We start from the raw sequence: 19290 nt of genomic DNA on the forward strand, positions 1-19290 counted from the left end.
CGCTTATTAGAGATGAAAAAAAAGCGATATTGCGATACTCTCTGGCGATCTTAAGGTCTTTTCTTTGAGAAAGTACATTGGCCAGGGTTTGTAGACTTATAATGAGAGAGAATGAAAAGTCTGCAGAACGCTGCACAAAAACAAAGGCGTAACGGAACTTAATCACGAACCTGCTCTCTAATTGGCTGCTTGCTCATAGTGCAGTATTGGAGTGGCGTTTCTGGATACGCGTGGAAATTGGTTTTGGGGAGACTTTACCTCGGATGAGCGAGCAGTTAACGGATCAGGTCCTTGTTGAAAGGGTTCAGAAAGGAGATCAGAAAGCGTTCAACTTACTGGTGGTGCGCTACCAGCATAAAGTGGCGAGTCTGGTTTCCCGCTATGTCCCCTCGGGCGATGTGCCTGATGTCGTACAAGAGTCATTTATAAAGGCCTATCGTGCGCTTGATTCGTTCAGGGGAGATAGTGCTTTTTATACCTGGCTATACCGAATTGCTGTGAACACAGCAAAAAATTACCTGGTCGCCCAAGGGCGCAGGCCGCCATCCAGTGATGTGGATGCGATTGAAGCAGAAAACTTCGAAAGTGGCGGTGCATTGAAAGAAATTTCGAACCCTGAGAACTTAATGTTGTCAGAAGAACTGAGACAAATAGTTTTCCGTACTATTGAGTCGCTCCCGGAAGATTTACGCATGGCAATTACGTTGCGGGAGTTGGATGGCCTTAGCTATGAAGAAATTGCAGCCATCATGGATTGCCCGGTAGGTACAGTCCGTTCACGTATTTTCCGTGCGCGGGAAGCTATTGATAATAAAGTTCAACCGCTTATCAGGCGTTGACGATAGCGGGATACTGAAAAAGGTATTAGGCATGCAGAAAGAAAAACTTTCCGCTTTAATGGATGGTGAAACGCTGGATAACGAGCTGCTCTCCGAGCTGTCTCAGGATCCGCAGATGCAGCAAACATGGGCAAGCTATCACCTTATCCGCGATGCTATGCGCGGTGATACTGCCGATGTCATCCATTTCGATATCTCAGCCCAAGTCATGGCCGCGATTGAGAATGACCCCGTTCAACCGACGGCGCCATTGATTCCCGAAGCACAACCGGCTCCTCACCAGTGGCAGAAAATGCCGTTCTGGCACAAGGTTCGCCCGTGGGCGAGCCAGCTTACCCAGATGGGCGTTGCTGCGTGTGTATCGCTTGCTGTAATTGTTGGCGTTCAGCACTATAATGGCCAGGCTGAATCCACCCAACAGCCCGAAGCGCCGGTGTTTAATACATTGCCGATGATGGGTAAAGCCAGCCCGGTGAGTCTGGGCGTGCCTGCAGATGCAACGGCAAGTGGCGGTCAGCAACAGCAAGTGCAGGAACAGCGTCGCCGTATTAATGCCATGCTGCAGGATTACGAACTGCAACGTCGTCTGCACTCCGAACAGCTTCAGTTTGAGCAGGCGCAAACGCAGCAAGCCGCTGTGCAGGTGCCGGGAAACCAAACTTTAGGAACGCAATCGCAGTAATGAAGCAACTTTGGTGTGCCATGTCTTTTGTGGCTGCTGGCCTGTTCTTCTCTGGTAACGCCTCGGCTGATGTTTCGTCCGGGGCGTTGTTACAGCAAATGAATGTGGCAAGCCAGTCGCTCAACTACGAACTCTCTTTTATCAGCATCAACAAGCAGGGTGTCGAATCGTTACGTTATCGCCATGCGCGCCTTAACGATCAGCCGCTTGCGCAGATGTTGCAAATGGACGGCCCTCGCCGCGAGGTTGTGCAGCGCGGTAATGAAATCAGCTACTTTGAACCGGGGCTTGAGCCCTTTACGCTTAACGGCAATTATATTGTCGATTCTCTGCCCACGCTGGTTTATACAGATTTCAAACGTCTTTCTCCCTACTATGATTTTATTTCTGTAGGGCGCACGCGTATTGCCGACAGGCTCTGTGAAGTGATCCGCGTCGTGGCGCGCGACGGTACGCGTTACAGCTACATCGTCTGGATGGACTCTGACACCCACCTGCCGATGCGCGTGGATTTACTCGATCGTGATGGCGAAACCCTGGAGCAATTTCGGGTGATCGCATTCACGGTTAACGGTCAGGTCGCCAATAGCATGCAAACGCTGGCAAAAGCCAGCCTGCCGCCGCTGCTTTCCGTCCCGGCGGGCGATAACGTTGACTTTAACTGGGTGCCAACCTGGTTGCCCCAGGGGTTTAGCGAAGTCTCCAGCAGCCGTCGTCAGTTGCCAACGATCGATGTTCCCGTTGAGTCGCGCCTCTATTCCGACGGCTTGTTTAGCTTTTCGATCAACGTTAACCGCGCCAACCAAAACAGCAGCGATCAGATGCTGCGCACCGGCCGACGCACGGTCATGACGAGCGTTCGTGATAACGCCGAAATTACCATCGTTGGCGAACTGCCCCCGCAAACCGCAAAACGTCTTGCGGATAGCCTCAAATTCAAGGCCGCGCAATGATCAAAGAGTGGGCGACCGTCGTCTCCTGGCAAAACGGTGAAGCATTAGTTGAATGCGATGTTAAAGCTTCGTGCAGCAGCTGCGCTTCCCGCGCCGGCTGCGGCAGTCGCGTGCTGAACAAACTGGGGCCGCAAACGACCCATACGCTCGCAGTCCCCTGCGCTGAACCGCTGGTGGCCGGGCAGAAAGTCGAACTGGGCATTGCCGAAGCCAGTCTGCTTGGCTCGGCGGTACTGGTCTATATGTCACCGCTGGTCGGGCTGTTTGTGATGGGTGCGATTTTTCAGGCGTTGTTCGGCCAGGATATGGCGGCACTGTGCGGTGCGGTGCTTGGCGGTGTCGGCGGCTTTCTGCTGGCGCGCGGCCTGTCGCCGAAACTGGCTTCCCGCCAGGAATGGCAGCCGGTAATTATCAGCGTCGGCCTGCCGCCGAACCTTGTCCGCATCGACGATGCCTCCGCAGAAAGCCAACCGTGATCCCGCTTTACGAAGCGTCATCGCCGTGGCGCTTCTCTTGCCAGTATGAGCATTTCCCCGCATTAAGGTTGTAGTGTAGAATGCGGCGTTTCAGTACATTTGACGTCAGGCGCGAACAGGCCTCTTAGTTACTCGTAAGGCATAAAATCTCACTATATGAAGAATATTCGTAACTTTTCGATCATCGCTCACATCGACCACGGTAAGTCGACGCTGTCTGACCGTATCATCCAGATTTGCGGTGGTCTTTCCGATCGCGAAATGGAAGCTCAGGTACTGGATTCCATGGATCTTGAGCGCGAGCGCGGTATCACCATCAAAGCGCAGAGCGTTACGCTGGACTACAAAGCCAACAACGGCGAAACCTACCAGCTGAACTTTATCGATACTCCCGGTCACGTTGACTTCTCCTATGAGGTTTCCCGCTCGCTGGCCGCCTGTGAAGGCGCGCTGCTGGTGGTCGATGCCGGTCAGGGCGTAGAAGCACAGACGCTGGCGAACTGCTATACCGCCATCGAGATGGATCTGGAAGTGGTGCCGGTACTGAACAAAATCGATCTGCCCGCCGCCGATCCTGAGCGTGTGGCCGAAGAGATTGAAGACATCGTCGGGATTGACGCGACAGATGCCGTGCGCTGCTCAGCAAAAACTGGCGTTGGCGTGCCGGATGTCCTGGAGCGACTGGTGCGCGACATTCCCCCGCCGGAAGGCGATCCGGATGCCCCGTTGCAGGCACTGATTATCGACTCCTGGTTCGATAACTACCTGGGTGTCGTTTCCCTGGTGCGTATCAAGAACGGTACGATGCGCAAGGGCGATAAGATCAAGGTCATGAGCACCGGTCAGGTCTACAACGCTGACCGTCTTGGCATCTTTACCCCGAAACAGGTCGACCGTACTGAGCTGAAATGCGGCGAAGTAGGCTGGCTGGTCTGCGCCATCAAAGATATTCTCGGCGCGCCGGTAGGGGATACCCTGACCGCAGCCCGTAACCCGGCGGAAAAAGCGCTGCCAGGGTTTAAAAAAGTGAAACCGCAGGTATACGCCGGTCTGTTCCCGGTGAGTTCGGATGATTATGAAAACTTCCGCGATGCGCTCGGCAAACTGAGCCTCAACGATGCATCCCTGTTCTACGAACCGGAAAGTTCTACCGCGCTGGGCTTCGGTTTCCGCTGTGGCTTCCTGGGTCTGTTGCACATGGAGATCATTCAGGAACGTCTGGAGCGTGAATACGATCTGGATCTGATCACCACTGCGCCGACCGTAGTCTATGAAGTTCAGACGACTAACAAAGAAGTGGTGTATGTCGACAGCCCTTCCAAGCTGCCGCCGCTTAACAACATTGAAGAGCTGCGTGAGCCGATTGCGGAGTGTCACATGCTGTTGCCGCAGGAGTACCTGGGTAACGTAATCACGTTGTGTGTAGAAAAACGCGGCGTGCAGACCAACATGGTTTACCACGGTAACCAGGTTGCGCTGACTTATGAAATTCCGATGGCGGAAGTGGTACTGGACTTCTTCGACCGTCTGAAATCGACCTCACGTGGTTATGCCTCGCTAGATTACAACTTTAAACGCTTCCAGGCGTCCAACATGGTGCGCGTAGACGTGCTGATCAACGGTGAGCGTGTGGATGCGCTGGCGCTGATCACCCACTATGAGAACGCGCCGTACCGTGGCCGCGAGCTGGTGGAGAAGATGAAAGATCTGATCCCTCGCCAGCAGTTTGATATCGCGATTCAGGCGGCAATCGGTAACCACATTATTGCCCGCTCAACGGTGAAACAGCTGCGTAAGAACGTACTGGCGAAATGCTACGGTGGTGACGTCAGTCGTAAGAAAAAGCTGCTGCAGAAACAGAAGGAAGGTAAGAAACGCATGAAGCAGGTCGGCAACGTCGAGCTGCCGCAGGAAGCGTTCCTCGCCATTCTGCATGTGGGCAAAGAGAGCAAATAATCTTAAGGAGTTGGCATGGCGAACATGTTTGCCCTGATCCTGGTGATCGCGACACTGGTGACGGGACTTTTATGGTGCCTGGATAAGTTCATTTTTGCACCAAAACGCCGGGAACGTCAGGCCGCCGCGCAGGTTGCCACAGGTGATGCTCTCGACAAAAAAACGCTGAAGAAAGTCGGTCCGAAGCCAGGCTGGCTGGAGACCGGTGCTTCTGTTTTCCCGGTACTGGCGATTGTGCTGGTGGTGCGCTCATTTATTTATGAGCCATTCCAGATCCCCTCGGGTTCCATGATGCCCACATTGCTGATTGGTGACTTTATCCTTGTGGAGAAATTCGCCTACGGCATTAAAGATCCGATCTACCAGAAAACGTTGATCGAGACCGGCCACCCAAAACGTGGAGATATCGCAGTGTTTAAATACCCTGACGATCCGCGTCTGGATTACATCAAACGTGTGGTGGGCTTACCGGGCGATAAAGTGAGCTATGATCCGGTGAGCAAGCAGGTCACGGTACAGCCGAACTGCAGCTCGGGTCAGGCATGTGACAACGCATTGCCGATCACTTACAGCAATGTGGAAGCCAGCGATTTTGTGCAGACTTTCGGCCGCCGTTCCGGTGGCGAAGCGAGCAGCGGCTTCTTCCAGATGCCAAAAGGCGAGACGTTGCCGGATGGTGTGCGTCTGGCGGAGCGTAAAGAGACGCTGGGCGATGTGACCCACCGTATTCTGACAGTGCCAATTGCGCAGGATCAGCTCGGTATTTATTACCGTCAGCAGGGCCAGCAACTGGCGACGTGGATTGTTCCGCCGGGTCACTACTTTATGATGGGCGACAACCGCGATAACAGCGCAGACAGCCGTTATTGGGGCTTTGTGCCGGAAGCCAATCTGGTCGGGCGCGCAACGGCCATCTGGATGAGCTTCGAAAAACAGGAAGGTGAATGGCCGACAGGTGTACGCCTGAATCGTATCGGCGGCATTCATTAATTCACCAGGGCGCTATCATTGCGATTGCGCCCTGAATTATTTCCACGATTATTCCCTTCAGACTAACGACAACCCCCGTCGTTGCGTATAGAATATTCCCCCGAAGTTTGAGGCTGGCTCCTCCGGGTGCCACAGCACACGAAACCGCGTTGGTTTTCTCAGGTCGGTTTCGTGTGCTGCATTGTTGACGCATTTATTTATTGGTATCGCATGAACCCCATCGTAATTAATCGGCTTCAACGGAAGCTGGGCTACACTTTTCAACATCAGGATCTGTTGCAGCAGGCATTAACCCATCGCAGCGCCAGTAGCAAACACAATGAACGTCTTGAGTTCCTGGGGGACTCAATTTTAAGTTTTGTGATTGCGAACGCCCTCTATCACCGTTTTCCGCGTGTGGATGAAGGCGATATGAGTCGCATGCGCGCTACGCTGGTACGCGGTAATACGCTGGCGGAAATCGCCCGCGAATTCGAACTGGGCGAGTGTCTGCGCCTGGGGCCGGGTGAACTGAAAAGCGGCGGTTTTCGCCGTGAATCCATTCTGGCGGACACCGTTGAAGCATTGATTGGCGGGGTATTTCTTGATAGCGATATCCAGACCGTCGAACAATTAATCCTGAGCTGGTATCAGACCCGCCTGGACGAAATCAGTCCGGGTGATAAACAAAAAGATCCGAAAACGCGCCTGCAAGAGTTTTTGCAGGGTCGCCATCTGCCGCTGCCCTCTTATCTGGTGGTGCAGGTGCGTGGCGAAGCGCACGATCAGGAATTTACTATCCACTGCCAGGTCAGCGGCCTGAGCGAACCGGTGGTCGGCACAGGTTCCAGCCGCCGTAAGGCGGAGCAGGCTGCCGCCGAACAGGCGCTGAAAAAACTGGAGCTGGAATGAGCACTGAAACTGAAAAAAGCTATTGTGGATTTATCGCCATCGTTGGGCGTCCTAACGTCGGCAAATCCACACTGTTGAACAAACTGCTTGGGCAGAAGATTTCTATTACCTCGCGCAAAGCGCAGACCACGCGTCACCGCATTGTCGGTATTCATACCGAAGGCGAGTATCAGGCAGTTTACGTCGATACCCCCGGTCTGCACATGGAAGAGAAGCGCGCCATCAACCGTCTGATGAACAAAGCTGCCAGCAGCTCCATCGGTGACGTTGAGCTGGTGATTTTCGTGGTTGAAGGCACACGCTGGACACCAGACGATGAAATGGTGCTGAACAAGCTACGTGAAGGCAAAGCGCCGGTGATCCTCGCGGTCAACAAAGTTGACAACGTGCAGGAAAAAGCCGATCTGCTGCCGCACCTGCAGTTCCTCGCCAGCCAGATGAACTTCCTCGACATTGTGCCGCTCTCTGCAGAAACCGGCACCAACGTCGATACCATCGCCAGTATCGTGCGTAAGCATCTGCCGGAAGCGATTCATCACTTCCCGGAAGATTACGTTACTGACCGCTCACAGCGTTTTATGGCTTCAGAAATCATCCGCGAAAAGCTGATGCGTTTCCTCGGCGCAGAGTTACCGTACTCAGTTACCGTCGAGATTGAACGCTTTGTGACCAATGAGCGCGGCGGTTACGACATCAACGGGCTGATCCTCGTTGAGCGTGAAGGGCAAAAGAAAATGGTGATTGGCAACAAAGGCGCCAAAATCAAAACCATCGGTATTGAAGCCCGTAAAGACATGGAAGAGATGTTTGAAGCCAAAGTTCACCTTGAACTGTGGGTCAAAGTGAAATCCGGCTGGGCCGATGACGAACGCGCCCTGCGTAGTCTCGGTTACGTCGACGATCTTTAAGTCTTCATGGGCTGACAGACGACGAGAATAGTATGGAAGGATGGCAACGCGCGTTCGTCCTTCACTCTCGCCCCTGGAGCGAAACCAGCCTGATGCTGGACGTCTTCACGGAAGAGTCGGGCCGCGTGCGCCTTGTTGCGAAAGGCGCACGTTCTAAACGCTCCAATCTCAAAGGCGCATTACAGCCCTTTACCCCTTTGCTGGTTCGCTTTGGCGGGCGAGGCGAAGTCAAAACATTACGCAGCGCCGAAGCGGTTTCGCTGGCGTTGCCGCTCAGCGGCATTACGCTTTACAGCGGGCTCTATGTTAATGAACTTATCGCCCGTGTGCTGGAGCATGAAACCCGCTTCTCTGAACTCTTCTTCGATTATCTGCACTGTATCCAGGCGCTGGCTGGCGTAACCGGCACGCCGGAACCGGTGCTGCGCCGTTTTGAGCTGGCGCTGCTGGGGCATTTGGGATATGGCGTGGATTTTCTACACTGTGCGGGCAGCGGTGAACCGGTGGAGGATGTGATGACGTATCGTTACCGGGAAGAAAAAGGGTTTATTGCCAGCGTGGTGATGGATAACAGCACTTTCACCGGACGGCACCTGCGCGCACTGGCGGAACGGGACTTCCCGGACGCCGACACGTTGCGTGCGGCAAAGCGCTTTACCCGCATCGCCTTAAAGCCGTATCTTGGAGGCAAGCCGCTGAAGAGCCGGGAGCTGTTCCGGCAATTTATGCCGAAGCGATAACGGAAGAATAGCCGGTCAGTCGCGGCGAAGACCGCACCGGAACCAATGAAAACACTGAGGATTGTCATGGCTGAATTACTGTTGGGTGTCAATATCGATCATATCGCAACGCTGCGTAACGCGCGCGGAACGGCGTACCCGGATCCGGTGCAGGCGGCCTTTATTGCCGAGCAGGCCGGCGCCGATGGCATTACTGTTCATCTGCGAGAAGATCGCCGTCATATCACCGACCGCGACGTGCGTATTTTGCGCCAGACGCTGGACACCCGCATGAACCTCGAAATGGCGGTCACCGAAGAAATGCTGGCGATTGCCTGTGAAACCAGACCTCATTTCTGCTGCCTGGTGCCGGAAAAACGCCAGGAAGTGACGACTGAAGGTGGCCTGGACGTGGCGGGTCAGCGTGAAAAAATGCGTGACGCCTGCCAGCGCCTGGCCGCGGCGGGGATTCTGGTATCGCTGTTTATCGATGCCGATGAAGCGCAAATCAAAGCGGCCGCAGATGTCGGTGCGCCCTATATCGAGATCCACACCGGATGTTATGCTGACGCTGACAGCGACGCCGCGCAGGCTAAAGAGCTGGCGCGCATCGCTAAAGCTGCGACTTATGCGGCAAGTCTGGGGTTGAAAGTCAATGCGGGCCATGGCCTGACATACCACAATGTGAAAGCCATCGCTGCATTGCCGGAAATGCACGAGCTGAATATTGGTCATGCGATTATTGGCCGCGCGGTGATGAGCGGGCTGAAAGAGGCCGTTGCTGAAATGAAACGCCTGATGCTGGAAGCGCGCGCATAATGGCGATCCTTGGGCTGGGTACGGATATCGTCGAGATAGTCCGCATTGAAGCGGTGATCGCCCGCAGCGGCGATCGCCTTGCCAAACGCGTACTCAGCGCCAACGAATGGGTACAGTACCAGGCCCACCAGCAGCCGGTGCGCTTTCTGGCGAAACGCTTTGCGGTAAAAGAAGCCGCCGCGAAAGCATTTGGCACCGGCATTCGCAACGGGCTGGCGTTTAATCAGTTTGAAGTTTACAACGACGAACTGGGCAAGCCGTGCCTGCGTTTGTGGGATGAGGCGCAGCGCCTGGCAGGGCAACTAGGGGTGCGGTCAATGCACGTCACGCTGGCGGACGAGCGCCATTATGCGTGTGCGACGGTCATCCTCGAAAGCTAGATTTTATCCGCGTGGTGCAACTGAACGAATTTGTCCCACAGTTGCTCTTCAGTTTCCACGCGCGCAGGATCTTTCAAAATCGTATTGGGGATCGGGCACACTTTCTGGCAGGTGGGTGTTTCGTAGTGCCCGACGCACTCGGTGCAACGATCGCTGTTAATCTCATAGATGCTATCACCCATCGAAATGGCCTCATTTGGGCACTCCGGTTCGCACATATCGCAATTGATGCATTTTTTGGTGATTAACAGCGCCATCAGGAAAATCTCAGAAACAACACTAACAGGGCGGGCATTATACGATGATTCCCTGCTCAAACCAGTTTTTTTACCAGCTCCTCACTATGGCGAATACGTTCCGGCGCATGTTCCAGATCCTGCTGTACCAGCGCCATAAATAACAGATCGGTCAGCATCATTTGCGCACTGGTAGAGGAGATGGCGGCGCTGCGTGTCGCCTGCTCTTCGGCAATGGTGTACAGGCAGTGTGTGGCCAGTTGCTGTAACGCATTGGGTGTAAAACCGGTGATCGCCATGATCTTACCGCCAACACGCAGCGTTTCTTCTGCCGCCATATTGATCTCGCGCCGTTCGCCGCTATAGGAAATCGGCAGCAGCAGATCGCCCGGCTCCATGGCCTGCACGGTCGCCAGCAGGGCGTGCATATCCTGCTCGACGGCGGCGTTAAGACCAATTTTCATCAGTTTCCAGCCAAAATTACGCGCCACCAGCCCGGAAGCGCCAATCCCGGTAAGAATAATGCGGCGCGCCTCACGCAGTAAACGCACGCTCTCCAGCAGTTTTTCTTCACTGTTCACATCCAGCGACGCATGCATCGCGCTCTGGCACTCTTTGATTAATTTTTCCCCGACTACCCGCAGCGGATCGTCGCCGCGAATTTGGTTATGCACCGGAATAGAATAGGGGTTGGGATTGCTGGCCAGCGCTTCGCTGATCGCCAGTTTCATCGCCGGAAAGCCTTTAAAATCCATTTTCTGCGCGAACTTGACCACGCTTGACTGGCTGACACCCGCCTCGGCGGCAAGCTGCTGCGAACTCAAGTGGCGCGCACGGTCAGGGTTTTCCAGCAGAAACTCCGCCAGCTTTTTATCGCTCTGCGCAAGGCCGGGATAGCGCTGGCGAATGCGAATTAAACAGTTCATAGGATCTCCGGAGGCGATTGCATCACATGCTAATGAAGGAATTTAATATTCCATTCATTGATCGTTATTATGAATTAAAAATTCTGGCACCACAAAGTATCAATAAGCTGCTTTCGACGACAGTCAGGACGATCGTTCTGCGCGATGCGATTTTGCCTGAGGTGAATTGTCGAGCCGTCGTATCGCCGGGATCAGGCTGGCACCGACGGTGGCGATCACAACCGCAATAGCGGAAGCCACCAACACGTTTTCATTACCGTAGCGCAGGGCCAGCGGCCCGGCCGCCAGTTCGCCCACCGGAATCGCTATAAAGGACCCCAACGCATCGTAGGCATACACCCGCGCGAGTTTATCCGGCGGAATATGGGTTTGTAGTGATTGCGCCCACGACACGCCGAACAGACCAAAACTCGTGCCGGCAAGAAAAAACGCGGTAACCAGCCACGGTGTGGGTGCCACCTTACCCAGCAGGAAAATAGGCACAGCGCACATCGCCACCAGCATTACGCCAATAAACAGGTCACGGCGCGGTCGCCAGCGTAGTGCGAGAAAGGAACCGGCGATCAACCCGACACTTTGTGCGGCCACCATCATTCCCCAGCTGGCACGGCCGAATGCGCTATCGGCAACCACCGGGCCAAGCACCATCACTACACCGCTAAATGCGGCATTGATAATAGTAAACTGCACGACAATCGACCACACCCAGGCCCGGCTGGCGAACTCTTTCCAGCCATCGCGCAAATCCTGTAGCAGGTTAGTCCGGGCTGCTACGTGCGTAACGCCAACCCGGATCGCGTGGTACAACGGCGCTGCAACGGCAAAGCCGAGCGCATCAATCGCCAGACCCCAGCCGGGACCGACGGCACTGGTTAACATGCCGCCGAGCGACGCGCCAATCACCGTCCCGCTGTAAATGCCAAGTTGGATCAGGGCATTCGCCTCGCGCAGGTTATGAACGGGCACCGTCTGCGGCACCAACGCAGAGGAGGCCGGGAGCGCAATGCCCGCCGCCGCACCATTCAGCGTGCCGAGCAGCGCCAGACTCATGACCGATGCCGTTCCTTCCAGCACCGACCAGGCGACAACGCCCTGCGACAGCGCAGCCACCAACGACGAGGAAACCAGCACCAGGCTACGGGAGTAGCGATCCGCCAGTACGCCGCCGAGTAATAAGAAAGCGACATTGAACAATGAACGCGCCGCTACTACGATGCCTAAATCGGCGGCGCTACCGCCAATATCCAGTACCGCAAAAGCCAGCGCAATCGGCGCAATGCCATTGCCCAACACGGTGAGCAAACGGGCAAAGAACAGGTTGCGAAAAGGAGCGGAGTGAAACGCGCGCAGTTTTTTATTATGCGAATTCATTGGACAACGGCTTCAGAGTGAGATGGTGGCAGTGTAGAGCATCTGGGGTAAAACTAAATAGCTGCTTTTTATTGCAGGTAGGGTTGTTACCGGAAAAGTCAGGTTCTATCTGTTAGGCTATTCGTATAGCGATCGCCAGCAGGTAGACAATAGGCGGTCGGCGTTTAACCAGCAGAGGGATAACATTTGGCTACCAGCGAGCGCCGTGTCGTTTTTTTTGATCTTGACGGAACACTTCACCAGCAGGATATGTTCGGGACTTTTTTGCGCTATCTGCTGCGCCATCAGCCGTTAAATGCTCTGTTGGTGCTGCCGCTGTTGCCGGTGATTGCCGGGGCGTTGTTGATTAAAGGGCGGGCGGCACGCTGGCCGATGAGTCTGTTACTGTGGGGCTGCACTTTTGGTCACAGCGAACGCAAACTGAAGCAACGCGAGCAGCAGTTTGTGAGCTGGTTTCGTGGACATGTGACTGCCTTTCCGGTGGTGCAGGCGCGCCTGACGCAATACCTTGCCGCTTCCGATGCAGACATCTGGTTGATCACCGGTTCTCCGCAGTCGCTGGTAGAGCAGGTCTATTGCGACACACCGTGGTTGCCAGGCGTAAACATTATTGCCAGTCAAATTCGTCGTCGCTATGGCGGTTGGGTGCTGACAATGCGCTGCCTGGGCCATGAAAAAGTGGCGCAACTGGAACGCAAAATTGGCACGCCGCTGCGGCTTTACAGCGGCTACAGCGACAGTAAGCAGGACAACCCACTGCTCTACTTCTGCCAGCATCGCTGGCGCGTGACGCCGCGCGGCGAATTGCAGCAACTGGAATAAAACACCAACGGCTGTATAATGCGCCCGCCTGGATCACTGGAGTCACGCCTTTGTCTAACCCTGAACTGAATCATGAGTACTGGATGCGTTATGCGCTGACGCTGGCAAAACGCGCCTGGGAAGAGGGCGAAGTCCCGGTGGGCGCGGTGCTGGTACATAACGATCAGGTGATTGGCGAGGGCTGGAACCGACCCATTGGCCGCCACGATCCCACCGCTCATGCCGAGATCATGGCGCTGCGCCAGGGCGGGCTGGTATTGCAGAACTACCGCCTGATCGACACCACGTTGTACGTCACGCTCGAACCCTGTGTGATGTGCGCAGGCGCCATGGTGCACAGCCGTATTGGTCATCTGGTGTTTGGCGCGCGGGATGCGAAAACCGGCGCGGCTGGCTCGCTGCTCGATGTTCTGCATCATCCGGGGATGAATCACCGGGTGGCCATCACTGAAGGGGTGCTGCGCGACGAATGCGCCGCTATGTTGAGTGACTTTTTTCGCCAGCGCAGGCTGGAGAAAAAAGCGCTCAAGAAAACCGCTTCCGATACTCCCGGTTTGTAGGCCTTGCCGGGAAACGCTTAGCGCTTCACTTTGCCGGGGTTTTTGACCAGCACATCCGGCGTCAGCAGCGGGTTGCGCGGAAACGGATCGCGGGTGGTAAAAGCGCTAAAGGGCAGAATACCGTAAGCAGGGCGATTCAATTCATCTGTTGAAACCACCGGGTAACTCTGCGCCAGCTTTAACGCTTTCGCGGCTTCTTTCTCTTTCTCCAGCAGGTAGCCGACCAGGCTGATTTCATACTTACGAATATTTTCGACGTAGGAGTAGGCTTCGTGACCGCGCGCATAACCGTAGGTCAGTTTGCTGTACCAGGGTTTCTGGCTCAGTAACGGCAAACGCTGCTTTACATCGGCCCAGCTGTCCGGGTTCCCTTTCGTTTTTGCCGTCAGCGCACGGGCATCCAGCATATGTGCATAGCCCATGTTGTAGGCTGCCAGCGCGAACCATATCTTCTCATCCTGCGGTACGCTGTCCGGCACTTTACTCATCATGTCCTGCAAGTAACGCGCACCGCCACTAATACTTTGTTCCGCATCGGTACGATCGCTGAGCCCCAGGCTTTGCGCCGTGTTTTTGGTCAACATCATCAGGCCGCGAACACCGGTCGGCGATGTAGCCTGCGCATCCCAGTGCGATTCCTGATAGGAAATCGCCGCCAGCAAGCGCCAGTCGATTTGCTGAGCGTACTTCTCGAACAGCGGTTGCAGATCGGGGAGGACGCTGTCCACCGCGCGCAGGAAGCTGCGTGTATCGACATAATCAAAGTCGTCGCCATGCCCGAGATACTTCTCCTCAAGGCGGGCAAGCGTGCCGTCTTCATTCATATTATTGAAGAAGTCGAGCATCGCTGCAGACAGTGTATTGTCCTCATCGCGTTTGCTGAACCAGGTGACGGGTTGTTCATCGGTCACATCCAGCGCGACGGCCAGTTCCGGGTGCACGCGCTGAAACAGACTAATGGCGACGGAATCGGCCACGGTATAGCTCAGCTTGCCTTCGAGGACTTGCTCCATCAGCGCATTGGTACCGAGTTTTTCATCTACCGTCCAGCTTAAATCCGGGTATTTTTTCTCTTTAAGCTCACGCAAATCGTCGATCACCACATGCCCGGGGGCGATGGTCAGTTGGCTGGCAGTCAGTGATTGCAGCGAGCGTGGGCGCGGGCTACCCACGCGGTAAACCAGCTGCTGCGAGACAGAATAGTAAACGGGGCCGCTCTGGTAGTTTTTGATGCGCTCGCTGTTATACACCAGCCCGGCAGCCAGCATATCGGCATCGTCATTGTCGAGATCGTCGAATAACTGGCTGATATTCTGGCGGACCGTTACTTTCAGTTTCACACCCAGATAATCCGCGAAATGCTGCGCCAGGTCGTAATCCAGGCCGTAGGATTTGCCATCAATACTGGTATAAGTCAACGGTGTGGCGATCGTACTGACGCGCAATTCCCCGCGGGCTTTAATCGCCGCGACGCGGTTATCGGCTTTGCCGAACCAGGGGATAGAAGGCCACAGGGCCGCTGCCAGCAGCAGGGTGACAATGCCGATGAGCAGATAATTAATCTTAAATTTTTTCAAGGAGTTAATTCTCTGCGCCGTGCTTTGCCTCAGGAGGTTTTCGTGATGATAACAGTAATCTTTGTCGGTGAATGTGCGGCATTCTGCGCAACAAAACGCCAGTTGGCAACTAATTAGAGCGTTCGGCGACAGCTATTGTTAAAAATCCGCAGCGATTTTATTTCGACGCAAACGGTTTCGTAGGCGCGCAGTATTCTCTATAATGACGCCCGTTTTCCCCTGGTGCACACTTAAAGCGTCCCCGACGCTGCGTAATCGAAGACGAGAGACTAATGATGGAAATTCTGCGTGGTTCGCCTGCATTGTCCGCTTTCCGTATCAACAAACTGCTGGCGCGTTTTCAGGCGGCCAACCTCCCGGTAAGTAATATTTACGCCGAGTATGCGCACTTCGCCGATCTGAACGACACCCTGACCGAAGACGAATACGCCCGGCTCCAGCGCCTGCTAAAGTATGGCCCGAACCTGAGCAGCCATACCCCGACCGGAACGTTACTGCTCGTCACTCCTCGTCCTGGCACCCTCTCTCCCTGGTCTTCTAAAGCGACAGATATCGCCCACAATTGCGGTCTTAACAAAATCAATCGCCTTGAGCGCGGTGTGGCTTACTACGTTGAAACCAGCGGGCTGACCGACGCGCAGCTGGCCGAGGTTGCCGCCGGATTGCATGACCGGATGATGGAGAGTGTCTTTACCTCGCAGGCGGATGCTGAACGCCTGTTTAAACACCATCAGCCTGCACCGGTGCAGAGCGTCGACCTGCTCGGTAAAGGCCGCCAGGCGCTGATTGACGCTAACCTGCGTCTCGGCCTGGCGCTGGCGGAAGATGAAATTGACTATCTGCAGGATGCCTTTACCCGGCTGGGACGCAATCCGAATGATATCGAACTCTATATGTTTGCGCAGGCCAACTCTGAGCACTGCCGTCATAAAATTTTTAACGCCGACTGGGTGATTGATGGCGAGCAGCAGCCGAAGTCGCTGTTCAAAATGATTAAAAACACCTTCGAGCAAACACCTGATTTCGTGCTGTCTGCCTATAAAGATAATGCAGCGGTGATGGAAGGTTCTGACGTTGGCCGCTTCTTCGCTGACCGCGGTGAAGGGCGTTACGATTTCCATCAGGAGCCGGCGCATATTTTGATGAAGGTCGAAACCCATAACCACCCGACGGCGATCTCGCCCTGGCCGGGCGCGGCAACCGGATCCGGCGGTGAAATCCGCGATGAAGGGGCAACCGGTCGCGGTGCGAAGCCGAAAGCAGGGCTGGTGGGCTTTTCTGTTTCCAACCTGCGTATTCCGGGTTTTGAGCAGCCATGGGAAGAAGATTTTGGTAAGCCGGAACGCATTGTAACCGCGCTGGATATCATGACGGATGGCCCGCTGGGTGGCGCGGCATTTAACAACGAGTTTGGTCGCCCGGCGCTGAATGGCTACTTCCGTACTTATGAAGAGAAAGTGAACAGCCACAACGGCGAAGAGCTGCGCGGCTATCACAAACCGATCATGCTGGCTGGCGGGATCGGCAACATCCGCGCCGATCATGTGCAGAAAGGCGAGATCACCGTTGGCGCGAAATTGATCGTACTGGGTGGTCCGGCAATGAATATCGGCCTTGGCGGCGGCGCGGCGTCTTCTATGGCCTCCGGGCAGTCGGATGCGGATCTGGATTTTGCCTCGGTACAGCGCGATAACCCGGAAATGGAGCGCCGCTGCCAGGAAGTTATCGATCGTTGCTGGCAGTTGGGCGAGGCGAACCCGATCCTGTTTATTCATGACGTCGGCGCAGGCGGTCTGTCCAATGCCATGCCGGAGCTGGTCAGCGATGGTGGACGTGGTGGTCGTTTCGAGCTACGCGATATTCTCAGCGATGAGCCGGGTATGAGCCCGCTGGAAATCTGGTGCAACGAATCGCAGGAACGCTATGTACTGGCCGTAGCCGCCGATCAGCTGGCGCTTTTCGACGAGCTGTGCCGTCGCGAACGCGCCCCTTACGCGGTCATCGGCGAAGCCACTGAAGCGCAGCATCTTACGCTGAACGACAGCCATTTTAACGATCAGCCGATCGATATGCCGCTGGATGTACTGCTGGGTAAAACGCCGAAGATGACGCGCGACGTGGCAACCCGCCAGGCGACGGGCGATGCATTCAATGCGCAGGGGATTTCCATCGCTGAGGCGGTAAACCGTGTGCTGCACTTACCTACCGTGGCGGAAAAAACCTTCCTTGTTACCATTGGCGACCGCACGGTCACCGGTATGGTTGCCCGCGATCAGATGGTAGGACCATGGCAGATCCCTGTGGCTAACTGTGCGGTCACCACTGCCAGCCTTGATAGCTATTATGGCGAAGCCATGGCGCTGGGCGAACGCGCCCCGGTCGCGCTGCTGGACTTCGCGGCCTCTGCCCGTCTGGCCGTCGGCGAAGCACTGACCAACATTGCCGCCACGCAGATTGGCGACATCAAACGTATCAAACTGTCGGCGAACTGGATGGCGGCGGCAGGTCACCCCGGTGAAGATGCTGGTCTGTACGCGGCAGTCAAAGCGGTAGGCGAAGAGCTTTGCCCGGCGCTGGGGCTGACCATTCCGGTGGGCAAAGATTCCATGTCGATGAAAACCCGCTGGCAGGAAGGGAGTGAGCAGCGTGAGATGACCTCGCCGTTATCGCTGGTTATCACCGCTTTTGCCCGTGTTGAAGACGTACGCCATACGGTAACGCCGCAGCTTTCCACCGACGATAACGCCCTGTTGCTGATTGACCTTGGCAATGGCCGTAATGCCCTCGGTGCGACGGCGCTGGCGCAGGTTTACCGTCAGCTGGGCGACACCCCGGCGGATGTGCGCAACGTTGAGCAGCTGAAAGGCTTCTACGATGCAATTCAGGCCCTGGTGGCCGATCGCAAACTGCTGGCGTACCACGATCGTTCAGACGGTGGTCTGCTGGTCACGCTGGCGGAAATGGCCTTTACCGGTCACTGCGGCGTGAATGTTAACATCGCGGCGCTGGGCAGCGATCGTCTTGCTGCGCTGTTTAATGAAGAGCTGGGTGCGGTGATTCAGGTTCGCGCGGGCGACCGCGAAGCGGTGGAGCGTGTGCTGGCGGCTTATGGTCTTGGTGACTGTGTTCACTATCTCGGTCAGGCTGTCGCGGGCGATCGCTTTGTGATTGAAGCTGATGGTCAGGCCGTGTTCAGCGAAAGCCGTACCACGCTGCGGATGTGGTGGGCGGAAACCACCTGGCAGATGCAGCGTCTGCGTGATAACCCGGAATGTGCGGATCAGGAGCACGACGCGAAAGCGAATGATGCCGATCCGGGCCTGAACGTGAAACTGTCCTTCGATATTAACGAAGATATCGCCGCGCCGTTTATCGCTACCGGTGCGCGCCCGAAAGTGGCGGTGCTGCGTGAGCAGGGCGTTAACTCGCATGTTGAAATGGCGGCTGCGTTTCACCGTGCCGGTTTTGACGCAATCGACGTTCATATGAGCGATCTGTTAACCGGGCGCCGGGGGCTGGAAAACTTCCATGCATTGGTGGCATGCGGTGGTTTCTCTTACGGTGACGTACTGGGCGCGGGTGAAGGCTGGGCAAAATCGATTCTGTTCAACGACCGTGTCCGCGATGAGTTCGAAACCTTTTTCCACCGTCCGCAGACACTGGCACTGGGCGTATGTAACGGGTGCCAGATGATGTCTAACCTGCGTGAATTGATCCCGGGCAGCGAACTGTGGCCGCGCTTTGTGCGTAACCTCTCCGATCGCTTTGAAGCGCGTTTCAGCCTGGTTGAGGTCACGCAAAGCCCGTCGCTGCTGCTGGACGGTATGGTCGGTTCGCAGATGCCTATCGCCGTGTCCCATGGCGAAGGCCATGTTGAAGTTCGTGATGGCGCACATCTGGCGCAGCTCGAAAGCGAAGGTCTGGTGGCTCTGCGCTTCGTTGATAACTTCGGTAAGGTCACTGAAACCTACCCGGCTAACCCGAACGGATCACCGAACGGTATTACGGCGGTCACCACTGAGAGCGGCCGCGTTACCATTATGATGCCGCACCCGGAGCGGGTATTCCGCACGGTGTCTAACTCCTGGCATCCTGAAAACTGGGGCGAGGACAGCCCATGGATGCGCATCTTCCGTAACGCCCGTAAACAACTGGGTTAATCACGGTAATAATGAGCCTCCTTCC

At 55.6% G+C, this 19290-nt stretch carries 18 protein-coding genes; 14 read left to right on the plus strand and 4 right to left on the minus strand.

Annotated elements, in window-relative coordinates; genetic code table 11:
• The first annotated feature begins 263 nt into the window (after positions 1-263).
• The 11 genes from rpoE (at position 264) to acpS (ending at position 9613) form a co-directional block, all read left to right on the plus strand.
• Entirely contained in the window at positions 264-839 is a 576-nt protein-coding gene (rpoE, locus tag ACUY4S_RS05970; protein WP_000003307.1) for an RNA polymerase sigma factor RpoE, read from the plus strand.
• A gap of 31 nt (positions 840-870) precedes the next feature.
• Positions 871-1521 (plus strand): anti-sigma-E factor RseA, encoded by a 651-nt coding sequence (rseA, locus tag ACUY4S_RS05975; protein WP_312690759.1) that lies wholly within the window; start codon positions 871-873, stop codon positions 1519-1521.
• Positions 1521-2474, plus strand: coding sequence for a sigma-E factor regulatory protein RseB (gene rseB, locus ACUY4S_RS05980; RefSeq protein WP_312690757.1), 954 nt, complete (start codon positions 1521-1523; stop codon positions 2472-2474). Before rseA ends, rseB begins: the two co-directional genes overlap by 1 nt.
• Positions 2471-2950: a SoxR-reducing system protein RseC gene (gene rseC / locus ACUY4S_RS05985; protein ID WP_312690755.1), complete on the plus strand. Its 480-nt coding sequence runs from the start codon at positions 2471-2473 to the stop codon at positions 2948-2950. The genes rseB and rseC overlap by 4 nt, the downstream gene beginning before the upstream one ends.
• A gap of 156 nt (positions 2951-3106) precedes the next feature.
• A complete protein-coding gene (gene lepA / locus ACUY4S_RS05990) occupies positions 3107-4906 on the plus strand; it encodes a translation elongation factor 4 (RefSeq protein ID WP_458022244.1) in 1800 nt (599 codons plus the stop codon).
• A 15-nt stretch (positions 4907-4921) separates the two neighbouring features.
• Positions 4922-5896, plus strand: a complete 975-nt coding sequence (gene lepB / locus ACUY4S_RS05995; protein WP_458022243.1) for a signal peptidase I — start codon at positions 4922-4924, stop codon at positions 5894-5896.
• 210 nt (positions 5897-6106) lie between these two features.
• The gene (rnc, locus tag ACUY4S_RS06000) at positions 6107-6787 is read left to right on the plus strand and encodes a ribonuclease III (RefSeq protein WP_312690749.1); all 681 of its coding nucleotides are present in this window, start codon (positions 6107-6109) and stop codon (positions 6785-6787) included.
• Entirely contained in the window at positions 6784-7695 is a 912-nt protein-coding gene (gene era / locus ACUY4S_RS06005) for a GTPase Era (protein WP_312690747.1), read from the plus strand. Before rnc ends, era begins: the two co-directional genes overlap by 4 nt.
• 32 nt (positions 7696-7727) lie before the next feature.
• Positions 7728-8435 (plus strand): DNA repair protein RecO, encoded by a 708-nt coding sequence (gene recO, locus ACUY4S_RS06010; RefSeq protein WP_312690746.1) that lies wholly within the window; start codon positions 7728-7730, stop codon positions 8433-8435.
• Positions 8436-8501: 66 nt separating this feature from the next.
• Positions 8502-9233 carry a pyridoxine 5'-phosphate synthase gene (gene pdxJ / locus ACUY4S_RS06015; RefSeq protein WP_312690744.1) on the plus strand — a complete coding sequence of 244 codons (732 nt, stop codon included), beginning with the start codon at positions 8502-8504 and terminating at the stop codon, positions 9231-9233.
• The gene (acpS, locus tag ACUY4S_RS06020; protein WP_312690742.1) at positions 9233-9613 is read left to right on the plus strand and encodes a holo-ACP synthase; all 381 of its coding nucleotides are present in this window, start codon (positions 9233-9235) and stop codon (positions 9611-9613) included. Before pdxJ ends, acpS begins: the two co-directional genes overlap by 1 nt.
• On the opposite strand, the gene ACUY4S_RS06025 is transcribed toward acpS, so the two are convergent.
• The 3 genes from ACUY4S_RS06025 to ACUY4S_RS06035 form a co-directional block, all read right to left on the minus strand.
• Complete coding sequence (locus tag ACUY4S_RS06025) at positions 9610-9870, minus strand: YfhL family 4Fe-4S dicluster ferredoxin (RefSeq protein ID WP_458022242.1); 261 nt, start codon at positions 9868-9870, stop codon at positions 9610-9612. The genes acpS and ACUY4S_RS06025 overlap by 4 nt on opposite strands.
• A gap of 56 nt (positions 9871-9926) precedes the next feature.
• Positions 9927-10775: a MurR/RpiR family transcriptional regulator gene (locus ACUY4S_RS06030; RefSeq protein ID WP_312690737.1), complete on the minus strand. Its 849-nt coding sequence runs from the start codon at positions 10773-10775 to the stop codon at positions 9927-9929.
• A 123-nt stretch (positions 10776-10898) separates the two neighbouring features.
• A complete protein-coding gene (locus tag ACUY4S_RS06035; protein ID WP_312690735.1) occupies positions 10899-12146 on the minus strand; it encodes an MFS transporter in 1248 nt (415 codons plus the stop codon).
• Between the two features lie 186 nt (positions 12147-12332).
• On the opposite strand from ACUY4S_RS06035, the gene yfhb reads away from it, so the two are divergent.
• Positions 12333-12968, plus strand: a complete 636-nt coding sequence (gene yfhb / locus ACUY4S_RS06040) for a phosphatidylglycerophosphatase C (RefSeq protein WP_458022241.1) — start codon at positions 12333-12335, stop codon at positions 12966-12968.
• Positions 12969-13051: 83 nt separating this feature from the next.
• Positions 13052-13528, plus strand: coding sequence for a tRNA adenosine(34) deaminase TadA (gene tadA / locus ACUY4S_RS06045; RefSeq protein WP_458024266.1), 477 nt, complete (start codon positions 13052-13054; stop codon positions 13526-13528).
• 17 nt (positions 13529-13545) lie between these two features.
• On the opposite strand, the gene mltF is transcribed toward tadA, so the two are convergent.
• On the minus strand, positions 13546-15105 hold the full coding sequence (gene mltF / locus ACUY4S_RS06050) for a membrane-bound lytic murein transglycosylase MltF (protein WP_458022240.1): 1560 nt from the start codon (positions 15103-15105) through the stop codon (positions 13546-13548).
• Between the two features lie 272 nt (positions 15106-15377).
• On the opposite strand from mltF, the gene purL reads away from it, so the two are divergent.
• On the plus strand, positions 15378-19265 hold the full coding sequence (gene purL / locus ACUY4S_RS06055) for a phosphoribosylformylglycinamidine synthase (protein ID WP_458022239.1): 3888 nt from the start codon (positions 15378-15380) through the stop codon (positions 19263-19265).
• Positions 19266-19290: the final 25 nt, after the last annotated feature.

The organism is Kosakonia beeri (assembly GCF_054165705.1).

What these genes read in the sequence shown, in the direction of transcription:
- rpoE (WP_000003307.1), top strand. Translation starts at nt 264, where the DNA reads ATGAGCGAGCAGTTAACGGATCAGGTCCTTGTTGAAAGGGTTCAGAAA.
- rseA (WP_312690759.1), top strand. Translation starts at nt 871, where the DNA reads ATGCAGAAAGAAAAACTTTCCGCTTTAATGGATGGTGAAACGCTGGAT.
- rseB (WP_312690757.1), top strand. Translation starts at nt 1,521, where the DNA reads ATGAAGCAACTTTGGTGTGCCATGTCTTTTGTGGCTGCTGGCCTGTTC.
- rseC (WP_312690755.1), top strand. Translation starts at nt 2,471, where the DNA reads ATGATCAAAGAGTGGGCGACCGTCGTCTCCTGGCAAAACGGTGAAGCA.
- lepA (WP_458022244.1), top strand. Translation starts at nt 3,107, where the DNA reads ATGAAGAATATTCGTAACTTTTCGATCATCGCTCACATCGACCACGGT.
- lepB (WP_458022243.1), top strand. Translation starts at nt 4,922, where the DNA reads ATGGCGAACATGTTTGCCCTGATCCTGGTGATCGCGACACTGGTGACG.
- rnc (WP_312690749.1), top strand. Translation starts at nt 6,107, where the DNA reads ATGAACCCCATCGTAATTAATCGGCTTCAACGGAAGCTGGGCTACACT.
- era (WP_312690747.1), top strand. Translation starts at nt 6,784, where the DNA reads ATGAGCACTGAAACTGAAAAAAGCTATTGTGGATTTATCGCCATCGTT.
- recO (WP_312690746.1), top strand. Translation starts at nt 7,728, where the DNA reads ATGGAAGGATGGCAACGCGCGTTCGTCCTTCACTCTCGCCCCTGGAGC.
- pdxJ (WP_312690744.1), top strand. Translation starts at nt 8,502, where the DNA reads ATGGCTGAATTACTGTTGGGTGTCAATATCGATCATATCGCAACGCTG.
- acpS (WP_312690742.1), top strand. Translation starts at nt 9,233, where the DNA reads ATGGCGATCCTTGGGCTGGGTACGGATATCGTCGAGATAGTCCGCATT.
- ACUY4S_RS06025 (WP_458022242.1), bottom strand. Translation starts at nt 9,870, where the DNA reads ATGGCGCTGTTAATCACCAAAAAATGCATCAATTGCGATATGTGCGAA.
- ACUY4S_RS06030 (WP_312690737.1), bottom strand. Translation starts at nt 10,775, where the DNA reads ATGAACTGTTTAATTCGCATTCGCCAGCGCTATCCCGGCCTTGCGCAG.
- ACUY4S_RS06035 (WP_312690735.1), bottom strand. Translation starts at nt 12,146, where the DNA reads ATGAATTCGCATAATAAAAAACTGCGCGCGTTTCACTCCGCTCCTTTT.
- tadA (WP_458024266.1), top strand. Translation starts at nt 13,052, where the DNA reads ATGCGTTATGCGCTGACGCTGGCAAAACGCGCCTGGGAAGAGGGCGAA.
- purL (WP_458022239.1), top strand. Translation starts at nt 15,378, where the DNA reads ATGATGGAAATTCTGCGTGGTTCGCCTGCATTGTCCGCTTTCCGTATC.